General features: G+C 68.1%; 13 protein-coding genes and 2 pseudogenes. 7 read left to right on the top strand and 8 right to left on the bottom strand.

Going from position 1 to position 17,206, the window contains the following annotated elements; genetic code table 11:
- Nucleotides 1–130: 130 nt before the first annotated feature.
- On the bottom strand, nucleotides 131–913 hold the full coding sequence (locus ACZ6S6_RS14750; RefSeq protein WP_469705864.1) for an SDR family oxidoreductase: 783 nt from the start codon (nucleotides 911–913) through the stop codon (nucleotides 131–133).
- Nucleotides 914–992: 79 nt separating this feature from the next.
- On the opposite strand from ACZ6S6_RS14750, the gene ACZ6S6_RS14745 reads away from it, so the two are divergent.
- Complete coding sequence (locus ACZ6S6_RS14745) at nucleotides 993–1,877, top strand: hypothetical protein (protein ID WP_469705863.1); 885 nt, start codon at nucleotides 993–995, stop codon at nucleotides 1,875–1,877.
- A gap of 146 nt (nucleotides 1,878–2,023) precedes the next feature.
- On the opposite strand, the gene ACZ6S6_RS14740 is transcribed toward ACZ6S6_RS14745, so the two are convergent.
- From ACZ6S6_RS14740 to ACZ6S6_RS14730, 3 genes are all read right to left on the bottom strand, one after another.
- On the bottom strand, nucleotides 2,024–2,230 hold the full coding sequence (locus tag ACZ6S6_RS14740) for a DUF397 domain-containing protein (protein WP_363070652.1): 207 nt from the start codon (nucleotides 2,228–2,230) through the stop codon (nucleotides 2,024–2,026).
- A gap of 245 nt (nucleotides 2,231–2,475) precedes the next feature.
- Nucleotides 2,476–3,345 carry a helix-turn-helix domain-containing protein gene (locus ACZ6S6_RS14735; protein WP_362963834.1) on the bottom strand — a complete coding sequence of 290 codons (870 nt, stop codon included), beginning with the start codon at nucleotides 3,343–3,345 and terminating at the stop codon, nucleotides 2,476–2,478.
- 259 nt (nucleotides 3,346–3,604) lie between these two features.
- Nucleotides 3,605–4,327 (bottom strand): GOLPH3/VPS74 family protein, encoded by a 723-nt coding sequence (locus ACZ6S6_RS14730; protein WP_362963832.1) that lies wholly within the window; start codon nucleotides 4,325–4,327, stop codon nucleotides 3,605–3,607.
- A gap of 194 nt (nucleotides 4,328–4,521) precedes the next feature.
- Between ACZ6S6_RS14730 and ACZ6S6_RS14725 the strand changes: the two genes are divergently transcribed.
- From ACZ6S6_RS14725 to ACZ6S6_RS14710, 4 genes are all read left to right on the top strand, one after another.
- Nucleotides 4,522–7,059, top strand: coding sequence for a D-alanyl-D-alanine carboxypeptidase family protein (locus tag ACZ6S6_RS14725; protein ID WP_469705862.1), 2,538 nt, complete (start codon nucleotides 4,522–4,524; stop codon nucleotides 7,057–7,059).
- A gap of 324 nt (nucleotides 7,060–7,383) precedes the next feature.
- A complete protein-coding gene (locus ACZ6S6_RS14720) occupies nucleotides 7,384–9,192 on the top strand; it encodes a DUF2339 domain-containing protein (protein ID WP_362963830.1) in 1,809 nt (602 codons plus the stop codon).
- 181 nt (nucleotides 9,193–9,373) lie between these two features.
- A complete protein-coding gene (locus ACZ6S6_RS14715; RefSeq protein ID WP_469705861.1) occupies nucleotides 9,374–9,889 on the top strand; it encodes a hypothetical protein in 516 nt (171 codons plus the stop codon).
- On the top strand, nucleotides 9,886–10,278 hold the full coding sequence (locus tag ACZ6S6_RS14710; RefSeq protein ID WP_469705860.1) for a winged helix-turn-helix domain-containing protein: 393 nt from the start codon (nucleotides 9,886–9,888) through the stop codon (nucleotides 10,276–10,278). Before ACZ6S6_RS14715 ends, ACZ6S6_RS14710 begins: the two co-directional genes overlap by 4 nt.
- Before the next feature lie 135 nt (nucleotides 10,279–10,413).
- On the opposite strand, the gene ACZ6S6_RS14705 is transcribed toward ACZ6S6_RS14710, so the two are convergent.
- The 3 genes and pseudogenes from ACZ6S6_RS14705 to ACZ6S6_RS14695 form a co-directional block, all read right to left on the bottom strand.
- Entirely contained in the window at nucleotides 10,414–11,916 is a 1,503-nt protein-coding gene (locus tag ACZ6S6_RS14705; protein WP_469705859.1) for an immunity 49 family protein, read from the bottom strand.
- Nucleotides 11,917–12,441: 525 nt separating this feature from the next.
- Nucleotides 12,442–12,753, bottom strand: a complete 312-nt coding sequence (locus ACZ6S6_RS14700) for a hypothetical protein (protein WP_469705858.1) — start codon at nucleotides 12,751–12,753, stop codon at nucleotides 12,442–12,444.
- 523 nt (nucleotides 12,754–13,276) lie between these two features.
- Nucleotides 13,277–13,354, bottom strand: a pseudogene (locus tag ACZ6S6_RS14695) (ATP-binding protein); the annotation flags it as partial.
- Between the two features lie 879 nt (nucleotides 13,355–14,233).
- Between ACZ6S6_RS14695 and ACZ6S6_RS14690 the strand changes: the two are divergent.
- Nucleotides 14,234–14,572, top strand: a complete 339-nt coding sequence (locus ACZ6S6_RS14690) for a MerR family transcriptional regulator (RefSeq protein WP_362963815.1) — start codon at nucleotides 14,234–14,236, stop codon at nucleotides 14,570–14,572.
- A 644-nt stretch (nucleotides 14,573–15,216) separates the two neighbouring features.
- On the opposite strand, the gene ACZ6S6_RS14685 is transcribed toward ACZ6S6_RS14690, so the two are convergent.
- Nucleotides 15,217–16,176 (bottom strand): hypothetical protein, encoded by a 960-nt coding sequence (locus ACZ6S6_RS14685; RefSeq protein WP_469705857.1) that lies wholly within the window; start codon nucleotides 16,174–16,176, stop codon nucleotides 15,217–15,219.
- Nucleotides 16,177–16,923: 747 nt separating this feature from the next.
- Here ACZ6S6_RS14685 and ACZ6S6_RS14680 point away from each other — a divergent pair.
- Nucleotides 16,924–17,145, top strand: a pseudogene (locus ACZ6S6_RS14680) (tyrosine-type recombinase/integrase); the annotation flags it as partial.
- Nucleotides 17,146–17,206 lie beyond the last annotated feature (61 nt).

The raw sequence follows: 17,206 nt of genomic DNA, 5'->3' as shown, positions 1-17,206 counted from the left end.
GCCGAGAGCACAGAAAGACCGCACGGGATGCGGGTCCCGTGCGGCCGAGAAGGAGGAGAACTGACTCTGCCCGACCGCCTGTTGAAGTCGGTGTCCGTTCCGCCTCCGGGCGGGTCGGTGCCTCGGCGCCTCAGCGCATCAGCTCGCCGGCGTTGACCAGCAGGGACTGCCCGGTGATCGCCCGCGCCCGGTCGGAGGCCAGGAACACCACGGCCTCCGCCACATCGCCGTCCGTGGCCAGCTCCGGAAGCGCCATGCGCTCGGAGAGCCTGCCCAGCACCTCGGCCTCGGGCACCCCCTCGGTGTGGGCCGTGAACTGTACGTAGGCCTGCACAGGCGGTCCCCACATCCAGCCCGGCAGCACCGTGTTCACCCGGATCCGGTGCGGCCCGAACTCCTGGGCCATGGAGTACATCGCGGAGGTGAGCGCGCCCTTGGAGGCCGCGTACGCCGCCTGTCGCACCTGGGACGGCGCGGCCACCGCGGACTGCGTGCCGATGACGACGACCGATCCGCCCCGCTCCTTCAGGGCGGGCAGGCAGGCGCGCGTCATCCGCAGGGTGCCGAGCAGATTGACGTCGATGACCGACTTCCAGGTGTCGAGGTCGGCGTCCTCGACGCCCCCGAAGTAGCTGTCCCAGGCGGCGACATGGACCACCGCGTCGACCCGCCCGAACCGCTCGACGGCCAGCGCCGCGAGCGCATCGCACTGCGCCTCGTCGGTGATGTCGGTGGGCAGGTGCGCGGTGTGGAGCCCCTCGGGATCGATCTCGGCGGCCGACTTGGCGAGATTGGCCGCGGTGCGCGCCCCGAGGACCGCGTTGCCGCCGTCCCGTACGACGGTGGAGGCGATCCGGTGCCCGAGCCCGGCGCCCACTCCGGAAACGATGACGGTCTTCCCCGCGAGCAACATCGGCGCCTCCCGGCTCTGGCAGTTCTTCTGACGGGGCGTCAGAGTAGGTGCCTCCGGCGGAGTACGGAAGGGGAACGGCATGAGCGAGGAAACACGGGACGAGGCGGCGCGGGGCGAGGCAGCGCGGGACAGCGGGACGCGGAGCGACACCTACGCCGAACTGGCCGCGCTGGGACCGTACGGGGTCCGCCCCGGCCACGCGCTGATCACCATGGTGGAACCGCACCCGGGCCACGAGTACGCGTACAACCGCTGGTACGAGGACGACCACTACTACGCGGGCGCGATGGCGATGCCCTGGATGGCGGCGGGGCGGCGCTGGGTGGCCACCCGGGAACTCCAGGGGCTGCGGTACCCGGAGAAGTCCGCGATCGCGACGCCGGTCGGTGCCGGCTGCTACCTGTCCACGTACTGGGTGACGGAGGGGCGCTACGACGACCACATGAAGTGGACCGTGGGGATCAACAAGCGGCTGAACCGGGACGGCCGGGTCTACCAGGACCGCACCCATGTCTTCACGGCGTTCCAGGACCACGAGGCGACGGTCTACCGGGACGGCGCCGCGGGACCCCGTGACTTCCACGCCCTCGACCACCCGTACCGCGGGCTGGTCCTGGAGGTAATCGACGCCGAAGGGCCCGAGCAGCGGGCCGAGTTGCTGGAGTGGCTGCGCTCACGGCACCTGCCGAAGCGGCTGAGCGGGTCGCCCGCGGCGATGGTGACGGTGTTCCGTCCCACCCCGTTGCCGGGCGACCGGATGACGTATGTGAAGCAGGTCGAGGGCGTCGACACCCGGCTGACCCTGCTCTGGTTCCTCCAGGAGGATCCGAGGGAATGCTGGGACGAGCATTTCACCGGGCTCGACGTGTCGGTGGCGGAATCAGGCCTGGGGCGGGTGGGGCTGGTGGCGCCGTTCATTCCGACCGTGCCGGGCACGGACCGTTACGTGGATCAGCTGCGCTGACGCCGCTGCCGATCGCGGGTGAGGTCGATACTCCCTCCGGGCCCCCGGTCTCGCGGGGAGCCCCCTCGGCCAGGACGGCGAACCGGGCGAGAGGGCTTCCGGCAGCACCTGAATCGGTGCGGCGACAATGCGTGGGAATTCATCGGTCAGGCGTCGACGGCGCCCTTGGCGACATCGCGCACGAACGTGTTCCAGGCGCCCGGGACGAAACCGATCGAAGGACCTTCGGGGACCTTCGAGTCACGTACGGCAATCGCCTGTACGAGAGGGGACCTGACTTCGACGCAGGCGCCGTTGCCCCCGGAATACGACGACTTCGTCCACTTGTCCGTAGCACCCTGACGAATGGCCATGTTCACTCCGGTTCAGAGAGTTGTGTGAGTGGTGCCAACGATGTGTTGTTGGCGTGATCGACGCTACTCGCCAAGCTCCCCGAGTGAAGGGGCCGTTCACTCGACCGGATGGCATATACCATGCGGGTCTTCCATTACGAGGTGGCGACGGTGTACCGTGCCGCCGCCCCACCCGTAACATCACTTCTTTTCTCGCATTCCGGACTTCGCGGGCTGGCTGGTTTAAGCGCCCGTTCGGCCGTGTCTCACGCCGGCTTGAGGCGCGTGTACTCCTTCACGATCTCGTCGATGAAATGCCGGGTCTGCTCCACATTCAGGGACTGCGCCCGCAGATGCTCGTACATGACGCTGTACCGCTGCACGTCGTTCGCCTTCTCCAGATAGAGGTCGCTGGTGACTCCCTCGATGTAGACGACGCTGGAATCCGCGGCATCCGGGAATTCCAGGATGGCGTACTGCCCGTTGATTCCCGGGTGGGCACCCATCTCGAACGGCAGCACCTGGACGGTCACGTGCGGCAGGTGCGACAGCTCCACCAGGCGCTCCAACTGCTCGATCATCACCTGCTTGCCGCCGACCATCCGGCGCAGCGCGGCCTCGTCGATCACGGCCCACAGCCGCAGCGGGTGCTCCGGGGCGTTGATCCGGTCCTGGCGGCGCGAACGGACGCTGACGCGCTTGTCGATGTCGGTCTGCGGCGCCTCCGGCAGCGCGCCGTTGATCAGCGCCTCGGCGTACTGCCGGGTCTGCAGCAGGCCCGGGATCACCTGGGGTTCGTACACCCGCAGCGACTCGGCGTCGGTCTCCAGACCGATGTAGACGCTGTACGGGATGTCGCCGAAGGCATGCCACCAGCCCTGCTGGCGGGAGTCCTTGGCCATCTGCATGAGCGAGTCGACGATCCGGTGGTCCTCGACCTCGTACACCCCGCAGAGATCGCGGACATCGCGTTGGCTGATGGAGCGGCGGCCGTTCTCCAGGCGGCTGATCTTCGACTGCGAGACCAGCAGGCGCTCTGCCACCTCCTCGGCCGTCATGCCCTTGATCTCGCGCAGTCGGCGCAATTCCTGACCCAACCGTCGTCGTCTGACGGTGGGATTGACGTTGGGCGGCACGGAAACGGCACCTCCGGCTATGTAGCTGTGCGTATCTACTGCTCAGCAGATTGCCACCCGCGCCCCCGGCCGCGCTGGGAAATGGCCACACGCAGCGGCGCGGGGCAGCCGGTGGTACCGGCTGCCCCGCGCTTGGTGCGGCTCCCGGACCGGGTCTTTGGGGACGTCGGTGCGGCGGTATTCGGTTGTTGCCGTGATGCGTTGTTGCGGTGCTGCGGTGTGTGGATGGTGCGGATGATGCCTCGGCGTCCGTGCCGCCCTAGTGGGCCGCGGTGTGCGCCATGCTGTCGCGGCGTGACTGCGACTGCCCTTGCGGTTGCAACGGCACGCCGGCCGCCTGATTGCGGCGCGGTTGTGCGACCGCCCCGTTCTGGACGTCCATCACGGCATGCGCCACGAGACCGCCCATCGGGTCGTGTCTGATCAGGTCCCGGAGCCGGGAGCGCGAAGAGCGCCCCTCGTTCCCGGGGTACAGGTGCTTGCCGAGTCCGACCGCGTGGGCCAGTGCGGCGAGCGCCGCGGTCCGCGGGTCCGGCGGTACGCCGGTGCGGATCGCACTGTCCAGCCGGGCCTTGATGTCCCGGCTGATTGCCGTGTCCGTCGCCTGGTAGCGAGTCGTCGGCAGCACTCCGCACATCTGGCCCGCCACGGCATGCACCATGCCGCACCGCTCCAGATGAGCGAGGTAGATCTGGCGAAGCCCCAGTCGGGGTCCGCCTATCCAGTGGACGGCCCGGACCGGGCTGCCGCGTCTGCGCAGCAGTTCCAGTGCGGAGTCCAGAGTCGGATCTCCTGTCGGCCGTGGCATCACCACGGCGATACGATCCCCGTCAGGGGCTATCCGTCCTGCCAGGGCCAGCTCTACAAGCTGGGCTCCGGCGAGGCCGAGGTCGAGCGACTGCGGCTGCGCTGTGGTACCCGTGGTCGGGTCCAGAGCGAGCAACAGAAGCTCCTCCGGAATTGTTCTGCGGCTCCTGCCCATCCATGCCTCCCCGCGTGGATGAGTGACAGGGTGACCCCTCTCACATCTGTCTGTCGAGGGTGCCTGGGTGCTTTGTACTGGAACCAGTAGGTATGTCGTTCTCGTCTAGCAGCCCAACCGAGGGTTCACACGGGACACTGGTAGATGGTTCGGACAGCGCGGGGATGTCCCCGTGCCGCATGGAGGAGGCATCGGTGGCGGGCGAGTCCCCCGACAAGTCGGAGCAGCAGAAGTCGTCGGGAACGGCTCGGAGCGAGCACGATCCGCGGCTCGCGGTGTTCCGCGAACCCGACTCCCCGGCGGAGTCCGGCGGCAGGGCGGACACGGCGACGGCCGTTTTCAGCACGCGGCGGTCCGAGTCGGAGGCCGAAGACGAGCCCGCGGCCGTGAAGGCTGGGCCCGTGGCCGCGAAGGAGACCCCTGAAGGCTCTGAGAGCCCGGTGGAGGCCCCTGGGGCCGAGCCGGGTGCCACGGAGGCGACCGGGGAGCCCGAGGAGCCTGCGGAGGGCGTCGAGCCCGCTGGGGCGACCGGCACGGCGGAGGCCGCTGCGGTGGATCCGGCGGACGAGCCGGACGAGCCGGAGAGCGCGGCTGCCGACCCCGGGGCGGGGGATGCGCGGCTGCGTGCGGCCGTTGCCGCCTGGGTGACGACGGACGACGGTGACGCGCCGGAGGGCGAGGCCGGTGACGGCCGGGCTGCCGACGAGCGGTCCGACGACGCCCCGTCCGACGACGAGCCGGAGCCTGTGGCGGAAGCCGAGGAGCCGGCCGGGCGCTCGGATGCGACCGCGGAGAGCGAGGCCCGTGTGCCCCGCACCCGCGAGGAATCCGGCGCGGATTCCAGTCCGGAGCCCAACGAGGACTCCGAGCGGCGGGCAGAAGAGAAGCCTGACGAGAAGTCCGAAGCGAAGCCCGAAGAGAAGCCCGAAGAGAAGCCGGGCGGGAAGTCCGACGAAGAATCGAAGTCCGACGGAAAATCCGAGCGGCGGCCTGACACGAAGGGCGACGAGGAGTCCGACAAGGCGTCTGACGAGGAGGCCGACGAGAAGGCCCCCGTCGGCGAAGGTGCGCAGGTCACCGGCGCGGAGCGCGGGATCGACCAGGCGACCGCCGTCTTCAAGGCGCCCCGGCTGCCCCGCGTCGATCAGCCGACGACCGCGCTGAAGATCACACCGCCGTCCACCGGGAAGCCGAAGCCCGGGTCCGGTCCGGATTCCGCCCGGAAGTCCGAGCCCGAGTCCCCCGCCGAGCGGACCAGCAAGTTCGTACCGCTGCGCGCCGACGACGTACGGCCGGCCCGCGCGCCGCGCGGCCCCGAGGCCCCCGCGCCGGAGTCCGGCACCGGCCGGTCCGGGCCGGACTCCGGTCCCTCATGGGCCGCTCAGCTGCCGCCCGACGCGTCGCTCAGCGGCGCCGAGCGGACCCGGCAGCAGCCGATGCCGCCCCGACCGCCGCTCGACCTGCTGGCCGAGCTGACGAACACCCCGCCGCCGCCGGAGACCACGGTCCGCACGGCCGTGCGGAGGGTCAAGATCTGGACGCCGCTGGTCCTTCTGCTGCTGATCGCGTTTGCGATCGCGCAGATGGTGCGGCCGCTGCCCGATCCCGCGCTCGTGATGTCGGCGAAGCCGACGTACACCTTCAAGGGCGCCGGCCTGAAGCTCGACTGGCCCGCGCAGGGGCAGTCGGCGGTCAGCGTGGACGGTGTCGGTTCGCTCGGTTCGGCGGGAGCGCAGAAGCCGGCGCCGATCGCCAGTGTCGCCAAGATCATGACGGCGTACGTGATCCTCCAGGGTCACCCCCTCGCCGGCAAGGAGCAGGGCGAGAAGATCACCGTCGACCAGCAGGCCGAGGACGAGTCCAAGGCCGAGGACGAGTCCAAGGTGCCGATCACCGAGGGGCAGCAGTTCACGGAGAGGCAGATGCTGCAGCTCCTGATGATCCCCTCGGGCAACAACGTGGCCCGGCTCCTCGCCCGCTGGGACGCCTCCTCCGAGGCCGCCTTCGTCTCGAAGATGAATGACGCGGCCAAGAAGCTCGGCATGAGCCACACCACGTACACGGACCCGAGCGGTTTGAAGAAGACGACCGTCTCCACCGCCGACGATCAGCTCAAGCTGGCCGCCGCCGTCATGAAGAACGAGGTGTTCCAGGGGATCGTCGACACCCCGCAGATCAAGGTCGACGGCATCGACACGACGATCTACAACAACAACACCATCCTGCTCGAGCCGGGTGTGAGCGGTATCAAGACCGGTTCCTCCACCCCGGCCGGCGGCAATCTGGTCTGGTCGGCCAACACCGTCGTGGACGGCAAGAAGCTGTGGATCTACGGCGCCGTCATGGGGCAGCAGGCAGGCACGGGTCAGCCGTACGACAGCCTTGTGATGTCGCTGACCAACAGCCTCAAGCTGATCAAGGGCGCACAGGAGGCCGTGACGTCCGCCAAGGTGGTCCGCAAGGGCGATGTCGTCGGGTATGTGGATGACGGATTCGGTGGCCAGACGCCGCTGGTCGCGACCGCCGACCTGAAGGCGAAGGGCTGGCCGGGCCTGGACGTGAAGCTCTCCGTGGCGGGCAACGGCAAGGAGATCTCGCGCACCATGACGGCAGGCACCAAGGTCGGGGTGGTGACCGTGGGAACGGGCAGCGCCAAGGTCAGTGCTCCCGTTGCCCTTCAGCAGGATCTGTCGGAACCGGGCCTCGGCCAGAAGCTGACCCGTATCAGCTGATCCATTTGATCCATATCGGCGAGCCGCAGCAGCCGACCCGCAGCAGCCGATGCGGGTCGGCTTCCGTCCAAACCGCCGAACGTCCAAACCGCCGAGCGTCCGAGCGTCCGAGCGTCCGAGTGCCCGAATATCCGAATGTCCGAATGTCCGAAGGCGACGTGCTCATGGCGCCCCCGAGGCCCTTTCCGGACGGCCTCAGAAGCTGCGTGCTAGCGTCCCAGAAGCAACGCGTGTATCCCGGAACGCGTTTTCTGGCAATTGACGCCCACGCTGCGAGCGAGTCGGCGGATTCACCGCGTCCGGGGAGGGACGGGGAGAGTCGCAGTGACCACTGCTGAGCCGACACGGGCGAAGCGCGACGAGGACGGGGTACGGGGCCCGGACGGCGAATCCGCGCCGGAAGGCGCCGGCCGGCTCGACGCGTTCAAGCGGGGCTGCGTTCGTCATCCGGTCCTGCTGACGACCGCGGTGGCCGCGGCGGTCCACATTCTCTGGTTCTTCTTCTTCGCGAACAGCGGCGGCGACATCGCGGCCCAGGACGCCTGGGCCGAGTTCGTGGGCCAGCACCCCGGTACCGCGTACAACCTGGCCTGGTACGGGGGCATGCACCCCGTCTCGTACAGCGTCGTGTCGCCGTATCTGATGTCGGTGCTCGGTGTCCGTACGACGATGATGATCGCCGGTACGGTCTCGGCGGGGCTGACCGCGCTGATCCTGGTCAGGGTGCGGGCCGTCCGCAATCCGATCGCCTGCGCGATGGCCGGCGTCTTCGCGTACCTGTGCAACGCGCTGTCGGGCCGGGTGACGTTCGGGCTCGGCATGATGTTCGCGCTCGGTGCGGTGGCGGCGGTGTTCTGCTGGCCGCACCGCTGGCGGTACAAGCGGTGGGCGAAGGCGGTCGTGGCCGCGCCCCTCGCCGGACTCGCGACGGCCGGCAGTCCCGTGGCGGGGCTCTTCCTCGGTGTGGTCGCCGCCGCCCTGTTCCTGAACAAGCGCCGCCCCGGGGCGTACGCGCTGGGGCTGGCTCCCGTCGTGGTGGTGGCGCTGTCCGCGTGGCTGTTCCCGTTCTCCGGTACCCAGCCGATGTCGATCGCGACGCTGTCCCTGCCGTTCGTCTTCGCGGCCCTGGTCTTCCTCCTGGTGCCGCGTGACTGGCGGACGGTACGGACCGCGGCCGCGGTGTACGGCATAGGGACGCTGCTGACGTATGTGGTGGACTCGCAGATCGGCTCGAACGTGTCGCGGATGGCGATGCTGTTCGCCGGCGTGGTGCTGCTGGCCGCCCTGCCGTACGCGGAGCCCCGCTCCCGGCGGTGGTACGCGCTGGTCCTCGCGTTCGTCGGGCTGAACTTCTGGATCGGGTTCAAGGGCGTCGACGACATCGTCCGGACCGCGCCCACCGCGTCCTGGACACGCGAGCTGGCTCCGCTGGTCAACCAGCTCCAGAAGGTCGGCGCCGAGCGGGGCCGGGTCGAGGTGGTCCCCCCGAGCAGCCACCGGGAGGCGTCCGCGCTGGCCCCGCTGGTGAACCTGGCCCGCGGCTGGAACCGGCAGGCCGACATGGAGCGCAACCCGATCTTCTACGACGACACCCTGGACTCCATCAACTACCGGCAGTGGCTCGACCGCTGGGCCGTGCACTACGTAGTGCTGCCGCAGGGCTCCCCGGACTCCAGCGGCGCGGTGCAGGAGGCCGAGCTGGTCAGCAAGGGGCAGCCGTACCTCAAGCCCATCTGGTCCGACTCCAACTGGCGGCTCTACTCCGTGGACAGCCCGGTGCCCCTGGCCGACCCGCCGGCGACGGTGGACGAGGCCGGTGCCGGTGAGCTGACCATCCATGTGAAGAAGGCGGGCCGGGTGCTGATCCGTATCCCGTACTCGCGCTGGCTCGCCGTGGTCGACGAGGAGGGCCGGAACGTGGAGCGGCCCCAGGAGACCGAGGAGTCCAAGCAGCGTGAGGACAAGGACCTCCCCAAGGACTTCGTCAACAAGAACGGCTGCCTGATCAAGCTGGACGAGGACCAGTACGGCGACGAGTGGACGGAACTGCTGGCACCGCGCCCCGGCGTGTACCGGCTCGGCGCGCCCTACCACCTTCCGCCGGGGACGCCGTGCCCGGACGAACTGCGCTGACGCCGGAGAGGGACGGGACACCGGCGTCGCCATCGCGTCGCCCTCGCATCTCCATAGCGTCGCTATCGCGTCGACATCCGACGTGGCAAGTATTTTCCACACTGGAAAGTCAATGCCATGATGGGACCTGTCGGCAGCCGTCGGGCTGCTCGTGTGCTCTCAGGAAGGATTCGGTGTGCTCATGACGTCGCAGAAGAACAAGTCCGCGCCCCTGGAGGGTGAGGACGGGCCGGCGGCGCACGCCGAGGACGCGCTGAAGGGCGTGGAGACGGCCAGGGAGCGGGCCCGCCTCAAGTCCGGGCTGGTTCCGGCGTGGTACGGCCCGGCCGTGGCGGTGACTCTGGTACTGCCGAGCGCGGTGCAGGCCTGGAGCCGGGGCAGGGGCGGCTGGACGACGGCGGCGGCGCTGCTCGTGTCGCTCCTGGGGCTCGCCGCCGTGTTCGCGCTCGTTCGGGGCGCGCGGCGGGGCACGGGGGTACTGGTCACGCGGCCCTTGTCCGCGCGCCTGCGCCGGGGTCGGATCGCACTTCCCGCTGTCCTCGCGGCGGGCCTTCTGGCGGGAGGGTGCTGCTGGGTGTCGGGGGCCGGGGAGGCCACGACCCGGATCACGGCGTTCGCCGTATGGGGGCTCGGCGTGTGGGGTGTGTGCATCGCCCGTAACGCGGCGATCGACCGGGCGCTACGGGAACTCGCGTGAGGGGCGATCCGCCAGGACGGGAGCGGGCCGCCCTGGACGAGACCATCCACCATCCGACCCGGCTGGCCGTGGTCGCCTTCCTCTCCGCGTGCGACGAGGCGGAGTTCGCCACCGTTCGTGAGGGCTGCCAGGTTTCCGACTCGGTTCTCAGCAAGACGGCGTCGGCACTGGAGGCCGCCGGCTACCTGAACGTCCGCAAGGGGCACGTGGGCAAGCGTCCTCGGACCTGGCTGTCTCTGACGCCCGCCGGCCGACAGGCCCTGGCCGGGCACATCGCGGCGCTCCAGGACATCGTGGCCACGGCCCGGAGCGCGGGCGCGGGGACCGGGGCGGCGGCCGCCCCGGCGGCCATCGACGCCGCACCGGACCGCCCGGCGCCGCTGATGTGAGCGGGCTACGCCTTCACGGCCTGCGATGTTGACGCCCGGAACCGCATCGAGGCAGACACCAGGTCAGGGGCCGGGTCAGGGGCCGGGTCAGACACCAGGCCAGGCACCAGGTGAGGGGCCGGGTCAGGGACTGGGTCAGGGGCTGGGGATCTCCTCGACGCGGTGACGGTTGAGCAGGAACCGGGGCAGGTGTGGCTGGACGGGATCGACGGGGAACCCGTAGTCGAAGGCGAGGCTCGCAATCGCCAGCGGCCCCAGGGCCACCTGGGCACGCGGTGCCGTCGACTCGCCCCAGTAGAGGCCGTGTTCCGTCAGGGCTTCGCCGAGTGTCTTGGCGAACGTGTCGTGGTCCCGGGCGATGAGGCGGTGGAAGAGCGCGATCGGCTGGTAGTCGATCGAGTTCACGAACTCCATCGGTGCGCGGGTCACGGCGTCGGGTCCGGACGCCTCCATGGTGGCGAGGAGTTTCTCCACCACCTCGTCCATGGAGACGCTTTCGGAGAAGTAGGCCTGGAGGGTGTCGATCCAGTGCGGCACGTACGCGTCGACGGAGTCGTCCTGCCGCAGCGTCTCCAGCGGTACCTGGCAGAGCCGGTGGATCCGGTTCCTCTCCCGGCACGCGATCGCCAGGTAGAGGGCGTCGAGCCAGGCACGGGCGTCCGCGGGCGGTGCGGCGGGGGTGGCCGGCACCTGCGGAACGAGGTCGTCGCCGAGTCGGCAGTCCTGCGGCCGCCCACCGGTGAACAGGGCGGAGCCGAGCTGTACGGCGGTGGCCCAGGCGTCCCACGTACCGATCCGATCCACCTCGGGATCGGTGGCGCACCGGGAAAGGGCGTGCGCGACGGCGGTGGCGAAGGCGTCGCCGAGGCCGGCGTTTCCCGGGTCCTGGGAGAGACCCGCTATCGACTCGGCCGTGGCGCGGGCGAGCCCGTCGAGGTCGGGAGCGGGCGCCTCCGCGGTGGCACGGGTGGCGAGCCGGCCGGCACGGTCGAGGCGCACCAGGCTCTTCATCAGGCCGAGCAGCTCAGGCGGCGGCTGGATGGACAGGGAGCGGGTTTCCTCGTCGAACACAGTGAGCGGCTTCAGGCCGCCCCGGTGCCACCAGTAGACCCGCGGGGACAGGGCGCCCGGCCCGTCCTCGAAAGCGCCCAGCGCGTAGCTGGCGAGGACGTTGACGGCGTCGACGACTGTGCCGTCGGCGATCGGGTGGTACACGAGGTTGTGGCGGCTCGGCATGACGACAAGGGCCCCGGCGTGCGGAAGCGACTCACCAGTGACCCGCCCGACCGCCGCCGACAGGAACAGGGCCTGGCTGCCGACGAAGTGCGAGTCTCCGTAGAAGGAGTGCAGGATCGTCCCCTCGATGGGGATCTCCTCGTGTGTGACGGGGACACGCATCAGATTCCCGTACGCGGCCTGCCCCAGCTCCTGAAGGCCGACGCGCTCCACGTCCCGGTCGGTGAGGATCCGTACGTCGGTGGGCCGGTCGAGGGCGTAGACGAAGACGAGGTCGTCGGCCACCAGCCGCGCATAGCGCAGGGAGCCGGCGACCTCAGGGGGGATCGAGTCGGTGGGCAGCAGCCGTGCGTACGTACCGCGCAGCAGTTCGCCGGTGTCGGGAGTGTGGTCCGTGTTCATTGCCCTGACTCTACGAAAACGGCGCGCGGCCGGGTGACGCGACCCGCCCTCCGATTCAGCCCCGCCGGGAACCCAAGTGGACGCGCGGGTACGCCCCTTGGGCCCTTGGGCCAGGAAGATCCTCGGCATGTAAACGTCCGCACATTCACAGGTGAGCTGAAAATGAGCAATGGCTATCTACTGGTACCGAACGGGTTGGGAGCCGTCTGACGCCGAGGTACTCGTGCGGTCCCTTGCCTTCGTGATCGACCGGCTGGGCACAGCCGAGGGCGTTGACTGGGACGCGGTCGTCACCCTTGGAGCAGCCAAACTGGACGGTCGGCCGGACACCCTCGCGCTGCGACCTGAAGCCGTGGCACGAATCCCTGAACTTTCCGGGGCGGAGCACCGGAAAGAACTGCCGCTTCACGTCTTTGGACGGTCTTTGAACGACCCGCCTTCTCCGCCCGACGGGGCCAAGCCGTCGCGGCCCGGCCGCTCTCCGGACCGGGGTCGTTCCTTCGGCGAGTCCGCGGCGCGACGGAATCACCGCCTGCGCAGCCGCAGCCTCCGTCGCACCAGCACGCCGGCTCCCGCGAGGACCACGCAGCCGACGACCACGCTGACAACTACGACACCGACACTTGCCTTCGGTCCGGAGCCGGCCTCGTCGGGCACCGGCCCGAACAGGTCGAAGGTACGCGTGTTGTTCGTGGCGTCGGGATCGGCGTGGTCCATCTCGGCGTCGCCGGGCTTGAGTGCGGCCTTCGCCTCTCCGCTCCCCATGCCCTCGCCCTTGCGTACCTCGTCACCGCGCGGCACTCCCCCGGTCGTAGTTGATGAGGAGGTGCTTCTCACGGTCGGGACCCCCGGATCCCGTACGACAGGCCCGTTACGCCCGAGCCCTCGCCGCGGTGCGGCACGAATACGGCGGCCGTATCGCGCCGATCGGCGAACGGGGGGCGGCCGCCTCCCTCGCCATCCACAAGACGCTCAAGGCCACCGGCGCCAGCATCGATCCGCCGGACGCACTGATCGCCGCCACCGCGAACGCCCACAGAGCGAGCGGGCGGGGAACAGAACTACCGGCTGACTCACTGTACGAAGCTTCGTGCCGGACAGTCCGCTCATGCATCGCGCACGCACGGTGCCAGTGCCCTGGAGGCGGTGCGTGCGTTTCGCCGACTTGGCCGACGACGCTGTGCAGGACACCGGGGCAGGCGGAGTCCAGGAGGCTGGAGCGCACGGCCCCGGGGGTGGTTGTCCGCTGTCGTCCAATCGAGGCGCTTGGCAGCGAACCCAGTCACTCGGCTTCTGTGGCAGGTGACCGGCTCGCGACGCTGCCCGTGTTGATCCACCTGCCGCAGCAGCAGGAGTTTTCCAGGCCGCGGGTGCCGCCGCCGTGGCGCAGGGCATTGATGACGAGCTCCGAGACAACAAGGGCCACTGTGTCGGCTTGCCTCAACCGCGCTGGCCGGCGGCTGTGGTGTTCGCGGCATCGAGCTGGCGTAACGGCCCTGGTCAGCGGGGGCGAGCCGGCTGGAGCGGGACCACCGCGCACCCGGTCGGTGGCCAAGACTGACTATCTCTCAACCTGACCCACGGAAATCTATGTCGGCCAGAGTAGACATTGGGTGGTGGTGTGGCTATGGTTTCTCTCGTAGCCCAGAGAGACAGCAGGCGCGGCAGAGACGAACTGCCGGGCAGCAGTAACCGCAGGACGGTGCGGTGGTGGAGTTTCGAAGCCAGGGTTGTTGCAGGACGGCGACGGGACTGACGACCGGACCGGGTGGCCCGCAGTGATCAGGGGCTGCCGTCAGCAGGACCGCAGTTCACGCAGTAGTAGTTCGGCAAGTGCAGTACCCAGCAGTGAAGTCAGTGAGCGGTACCTCGGTGAAGGCGTCGGCTGCGGGCGCGCGTACCGGGAAGTTCGGCAGTGGGGTTCCAAGCCAGAGCAGACGCAGGACGGGCAACGGGGCTGGCTGCCGAAGGGTGGCGCTGTCGCAGGCCACAGAGCAGTTCGCATCACCAGCAGTACCAAGGAAAGCAGTACCAGCAGCAGGCAAGTGATTGATCCCAGAGGGAAGAAACGGAGGACCAGGCGCCATCAGGATCGCCCGGACGGAAGTCTTGAGTCCGGGTACCGCAGGACATCGATAGTGAGGTGGTCTCCGGTCAAGCAACCGCGATCCCCGCAATCCCGACGCCTTCCAGGTCGGGTCAGCGGAAACAGAACGCCGGCGCAGTATCAAGGCCGGCAGATGGTGTAGCAGTTCCTTCGGGGCCCGGGTGCCATACGGCACCCGGGCCCCTCCACGCGTTCCACAGAGAGGTGCAAATGACAGCAGACGACTCGTTCGGCCGTCTCGACGACGACGACTACCCCGCCTACACCATGGGCCGGGCAGCCGACATGCTCGGCACCACCCAGGGCTTCCTCCGCGCCATCGGCGAAGCCCGCCTCATCACCCCGCTGCGATCCGAAGGCGGCCACCGCCGCTACTCCCGCTACCAGCTGCGCATCGCAGCCCGCGCCCGGGAACTCGTCGACCAGGGCACCCCCATCGAAGCCGCCTGCCGCATCGTCATCCTGGAAGACCAGCTCGAAGAAGCACAGCGCATCAACGCCCAATACCGCCGCGCCGCCGAATCAGAGAACCAGGCGACCGCGAGTTGAGGTGGCGCGTGCCCGCCGGGTACCGCACACACCTGGCGGCGCCCCGGGCCAACACATCAACCCCGCCCGACCTGACAGCCCCGCTCCAACTGGCTCGCACGAACAGTGGGCGTCGACCTTCAGTTGATGGTGCTGGGAGCACAAGTGACAGGGCCGCTCAGCAGCAGCGCTGCGCGGCCCTGATCTGCGTCGGGACCGATATACGGGCTGACTGACGCGGGCGTCGCAAGTCGATGCCGCCGCAGTAGTTGCGCCCTCCGGGCCGCAAACAGCGACTGCTCCTGGTCCAAGCGGTGACGTCGGCGATCGCCACGCGGTACATCCCGCCCGTCTCCGGGATCCCCACCGTGCCCTGCAGAAGCCGCCCCCCGTCCGCTCACGCAAACGGCCCCGGACGGGAAGTCCGAGGCCGAGTAAGACCCTTACCTGGGAGAGAAACCCCAGGTCAGTGGGGTAGTGCGTTGTGCCCCGGCAGGATTCGAACCTGCGACACCTGTTAGGAGCGAGGTGGGGCGACCCTGCGGCTGGCCTGCAAAGCAGCACTCTGGCTGACGTGGGGCACGCGGCCCACTGGCGCCTGCTGTTCCCCGTGAGTCCCCGCTCCATCTGGCACGGTTGTGGCACGACGCCCTTCTGGTCACAACTTAAACAGACAATCGAAAGTCCTCGATTTTCTGTCGGATTAGCTCCGCTGGGTCCTTTTCTTGCTTATTGTCCAAAAGCATTTGTCGTACTTCCTCGTCGTGAAGAGTTAGGATCAATTTATCATGAAGGATCCATTGCTCCCGCAAGACGTATGTCAGTTTATGGTCGACCTCCGTGCGGCAAAATATAAGCGCGAATAGGCCGACCCCGTGCCTCTGGAGGTAATTGGCGATCTGGAGAATTTCTTCCTTCTTAATGGATCCGGCATAGTTCTTGGCGTCAATCACAATATAGTCAGCTCGGTACGCCTTTCGGAAGAACTCCCACAGGTCACCCGAGGTTGAATAATTAGGCATAATAATGTCACGCTTGTTCGTGAAGTCGAGGTTCCTTCGTTCCCAGATTGGGAGGGCCAGTGGAGGGCAGAAAAGCTCGGTCGCAATATCTTGCACCAGCTTCTGGTAGGCGGACCATGCTTCCTTCCCGGGAGGAGTGTCAGTCAATCGCGAGAGTAGCGAATCTGTAGCGCGCTGCTGCGGGCCGTCTTGCCGCTGTGGTCCGATGAAACGTTCAGCCTCCTCCAACAAGTTGACGGAAATGGCACGCTGACGAATCCAGCTAGCATCCCATAGCTCAATCCCCCTTTCTTTCAAAAGTTCCCTATTTCGCTCCGGGATCTGGCTAGGTACTACGAGAGCAAGGATCGGGATCGCTCCGTTATCTGCTTGGTAATTCGTTCCTCCTTCTCGTAGGCGGTCGGCGGCCGAAAGTACTCGACGGGCCGTCTGGGGTGTCGTCATCTTACATTCTACGAGTGTTGGGGTACGGGCGTTCCGAGGCTGGACTTCGAAATCCCACTTATCCTTTCTCTCGTCGCCACGGCGCACGGAACTTCCATCGGCCGACAGGAGGCGTTGGATGAGTCGTTCGAAATCAACATAATCGCTGAGACTTGTCATGAGACGCTCCTGACTGCAAAGCATTTAATTTCGATGTGATGTGCGGGCACGATGAATCCGTTCGACAACTACGGTGGACATTAGCTGCCCGGGACCTCTCAGAGGGCTTTCGTTGAGTATGGCCGGTATCGAGTCGCCTAGGGCGGGAACTGCTGTATCGGGAGGTAGGAATTCATCGAGATCGGACTCGGTGGCCCATCTTGCGATGCGCGCCCACTCACTAGTACCACCCAGGCTTCTTCCCACCACTGTACGAACGACCTTGACGCCCTGAACCACGACCGCTCGGCTTTGCCTGGGTCGGAGGTGGTCGGGATGGGAGCCCCACGACGCTCACCACGAATCCGCCGGCACTCGCGAACGGCGCCCCATCCATCCCGGTGCCGTAGCGCCCCCGCCGGAGGCATGTCTTTGGCCCGCGGATCGGTCTCGACTCATGCCCTCCGGGCCTATCCACTGCGGGCGCGCGTCGGCGGCGGCAGCGACGAGCGGGCCGGAGGCAGAAGCGCGGGAGCGGCCAGAGCCGGGTGCCTTGATGAGGTAGAGAGACCTGTAACAACTCCAGGCGACGCGAGCAGTCAGATGCTCGGCCGGGGGCTGATCGCCTGGGCGATGGCTTGCATGGAGTCGGTAACCGCTTCGGCCCCTGCATCGACGAAGAGTTGGCTCTTGTGTGGTTTGTTGGCGAAGCCGATGGCGGTGCTTCCGACCGCGTGAGCAGCCTGGACGTCAGTCAGTGAGTCGCTTGAATCCGCCGGCCTCCGGGTGATCCGTCTGCATGATGCTCGGCACGGCTGCGCCACGCTCCTTACCGCGGCGTGCCTGGCTCCTCGCGTCGTGACGGAGATCCTCGGCCACAGCCAGATCAGCATCACGATGGACGTGTACACGCATGTCGCCAAGGACACGCAGCGCGAGGCGATCAGTCACATGGACCGGCTGCTCAAGAGGCGGCCCGGTCGTGAGTGACCACTGCCGTTGATGTCAGCAGTAGATGTCAAAGGCCACCTGGGAACGTTCCTAGGCGGCC

It is taken from the genome of Streptomyces sp. NPDC048671 (genome assembly GCF_055587045.1).
Note: the sequence above shows the minus strand (reverse complement) of the source record. Positions and strands in the feature narration are given on the sequence as shown.

Bases quoted from the DNA above. Each gene is read 5' to 3' on its own strand.
- ACZ6S6_RS14750 (WP_469705864.1), bottom strand. From the start codon at position 913: ATGTTGCTCGCGGGGAAGACCGTCATCGTTTCCGGAGTGGGCGCCGGG.
- ACZ6S6_RS14745 (WP_469705863.1), top strand. From the start codon at position 993: ATGAGCGAGGAAACACGGGACGAGGCGGCGCGGGGCGAGGCAGCGCGG.
- ACZ6S6_RS14740 (WP_363070652.1), bottom strand. From the start codon at position 2,230: ATGGCCATTCGTCAGGGTGCTACGGACAAGTGGACGAAGTCGTCGTAT.
- ACZ6S6_RS14730 (WP_362963832.1), bottom strand. From the start codon at position 4,327: ATGGGCAGGAGCCGCAGAACAATTCCGGAGGAGCTTCTGTTGCTCGCT.
- ACZ6S6_RS14715 (WP_469705861.1), top strand. From the start codon at position 9,374: ATGACGTCGCAGAAGAACAAGTCCGCGCCCCTGGAGGGTGAGGACGGG.
- ACZ6S6_RS14705 (WP_469705859.1), bottom strand. From the start codon at position 11,916: ATGAACACGGACCACACTCCCGACACCGGCGAACTGCTGCGCGGTACG.
- ACZ6S6_RS14690 (WP_362963815.1), top strand. From the start codon at position 14,234: ATGACAGCAGACGACTCGTTCGGCCGTCTCGACGACGACGACTACCCC.
- ACZ6S6_RS14685 (WP_469705857.1), bottom strand. From the start codon at position 16,176: ATGACAAGTCTCAGCGATTATGTTGATTTCGAACGACTCATCCAACGC.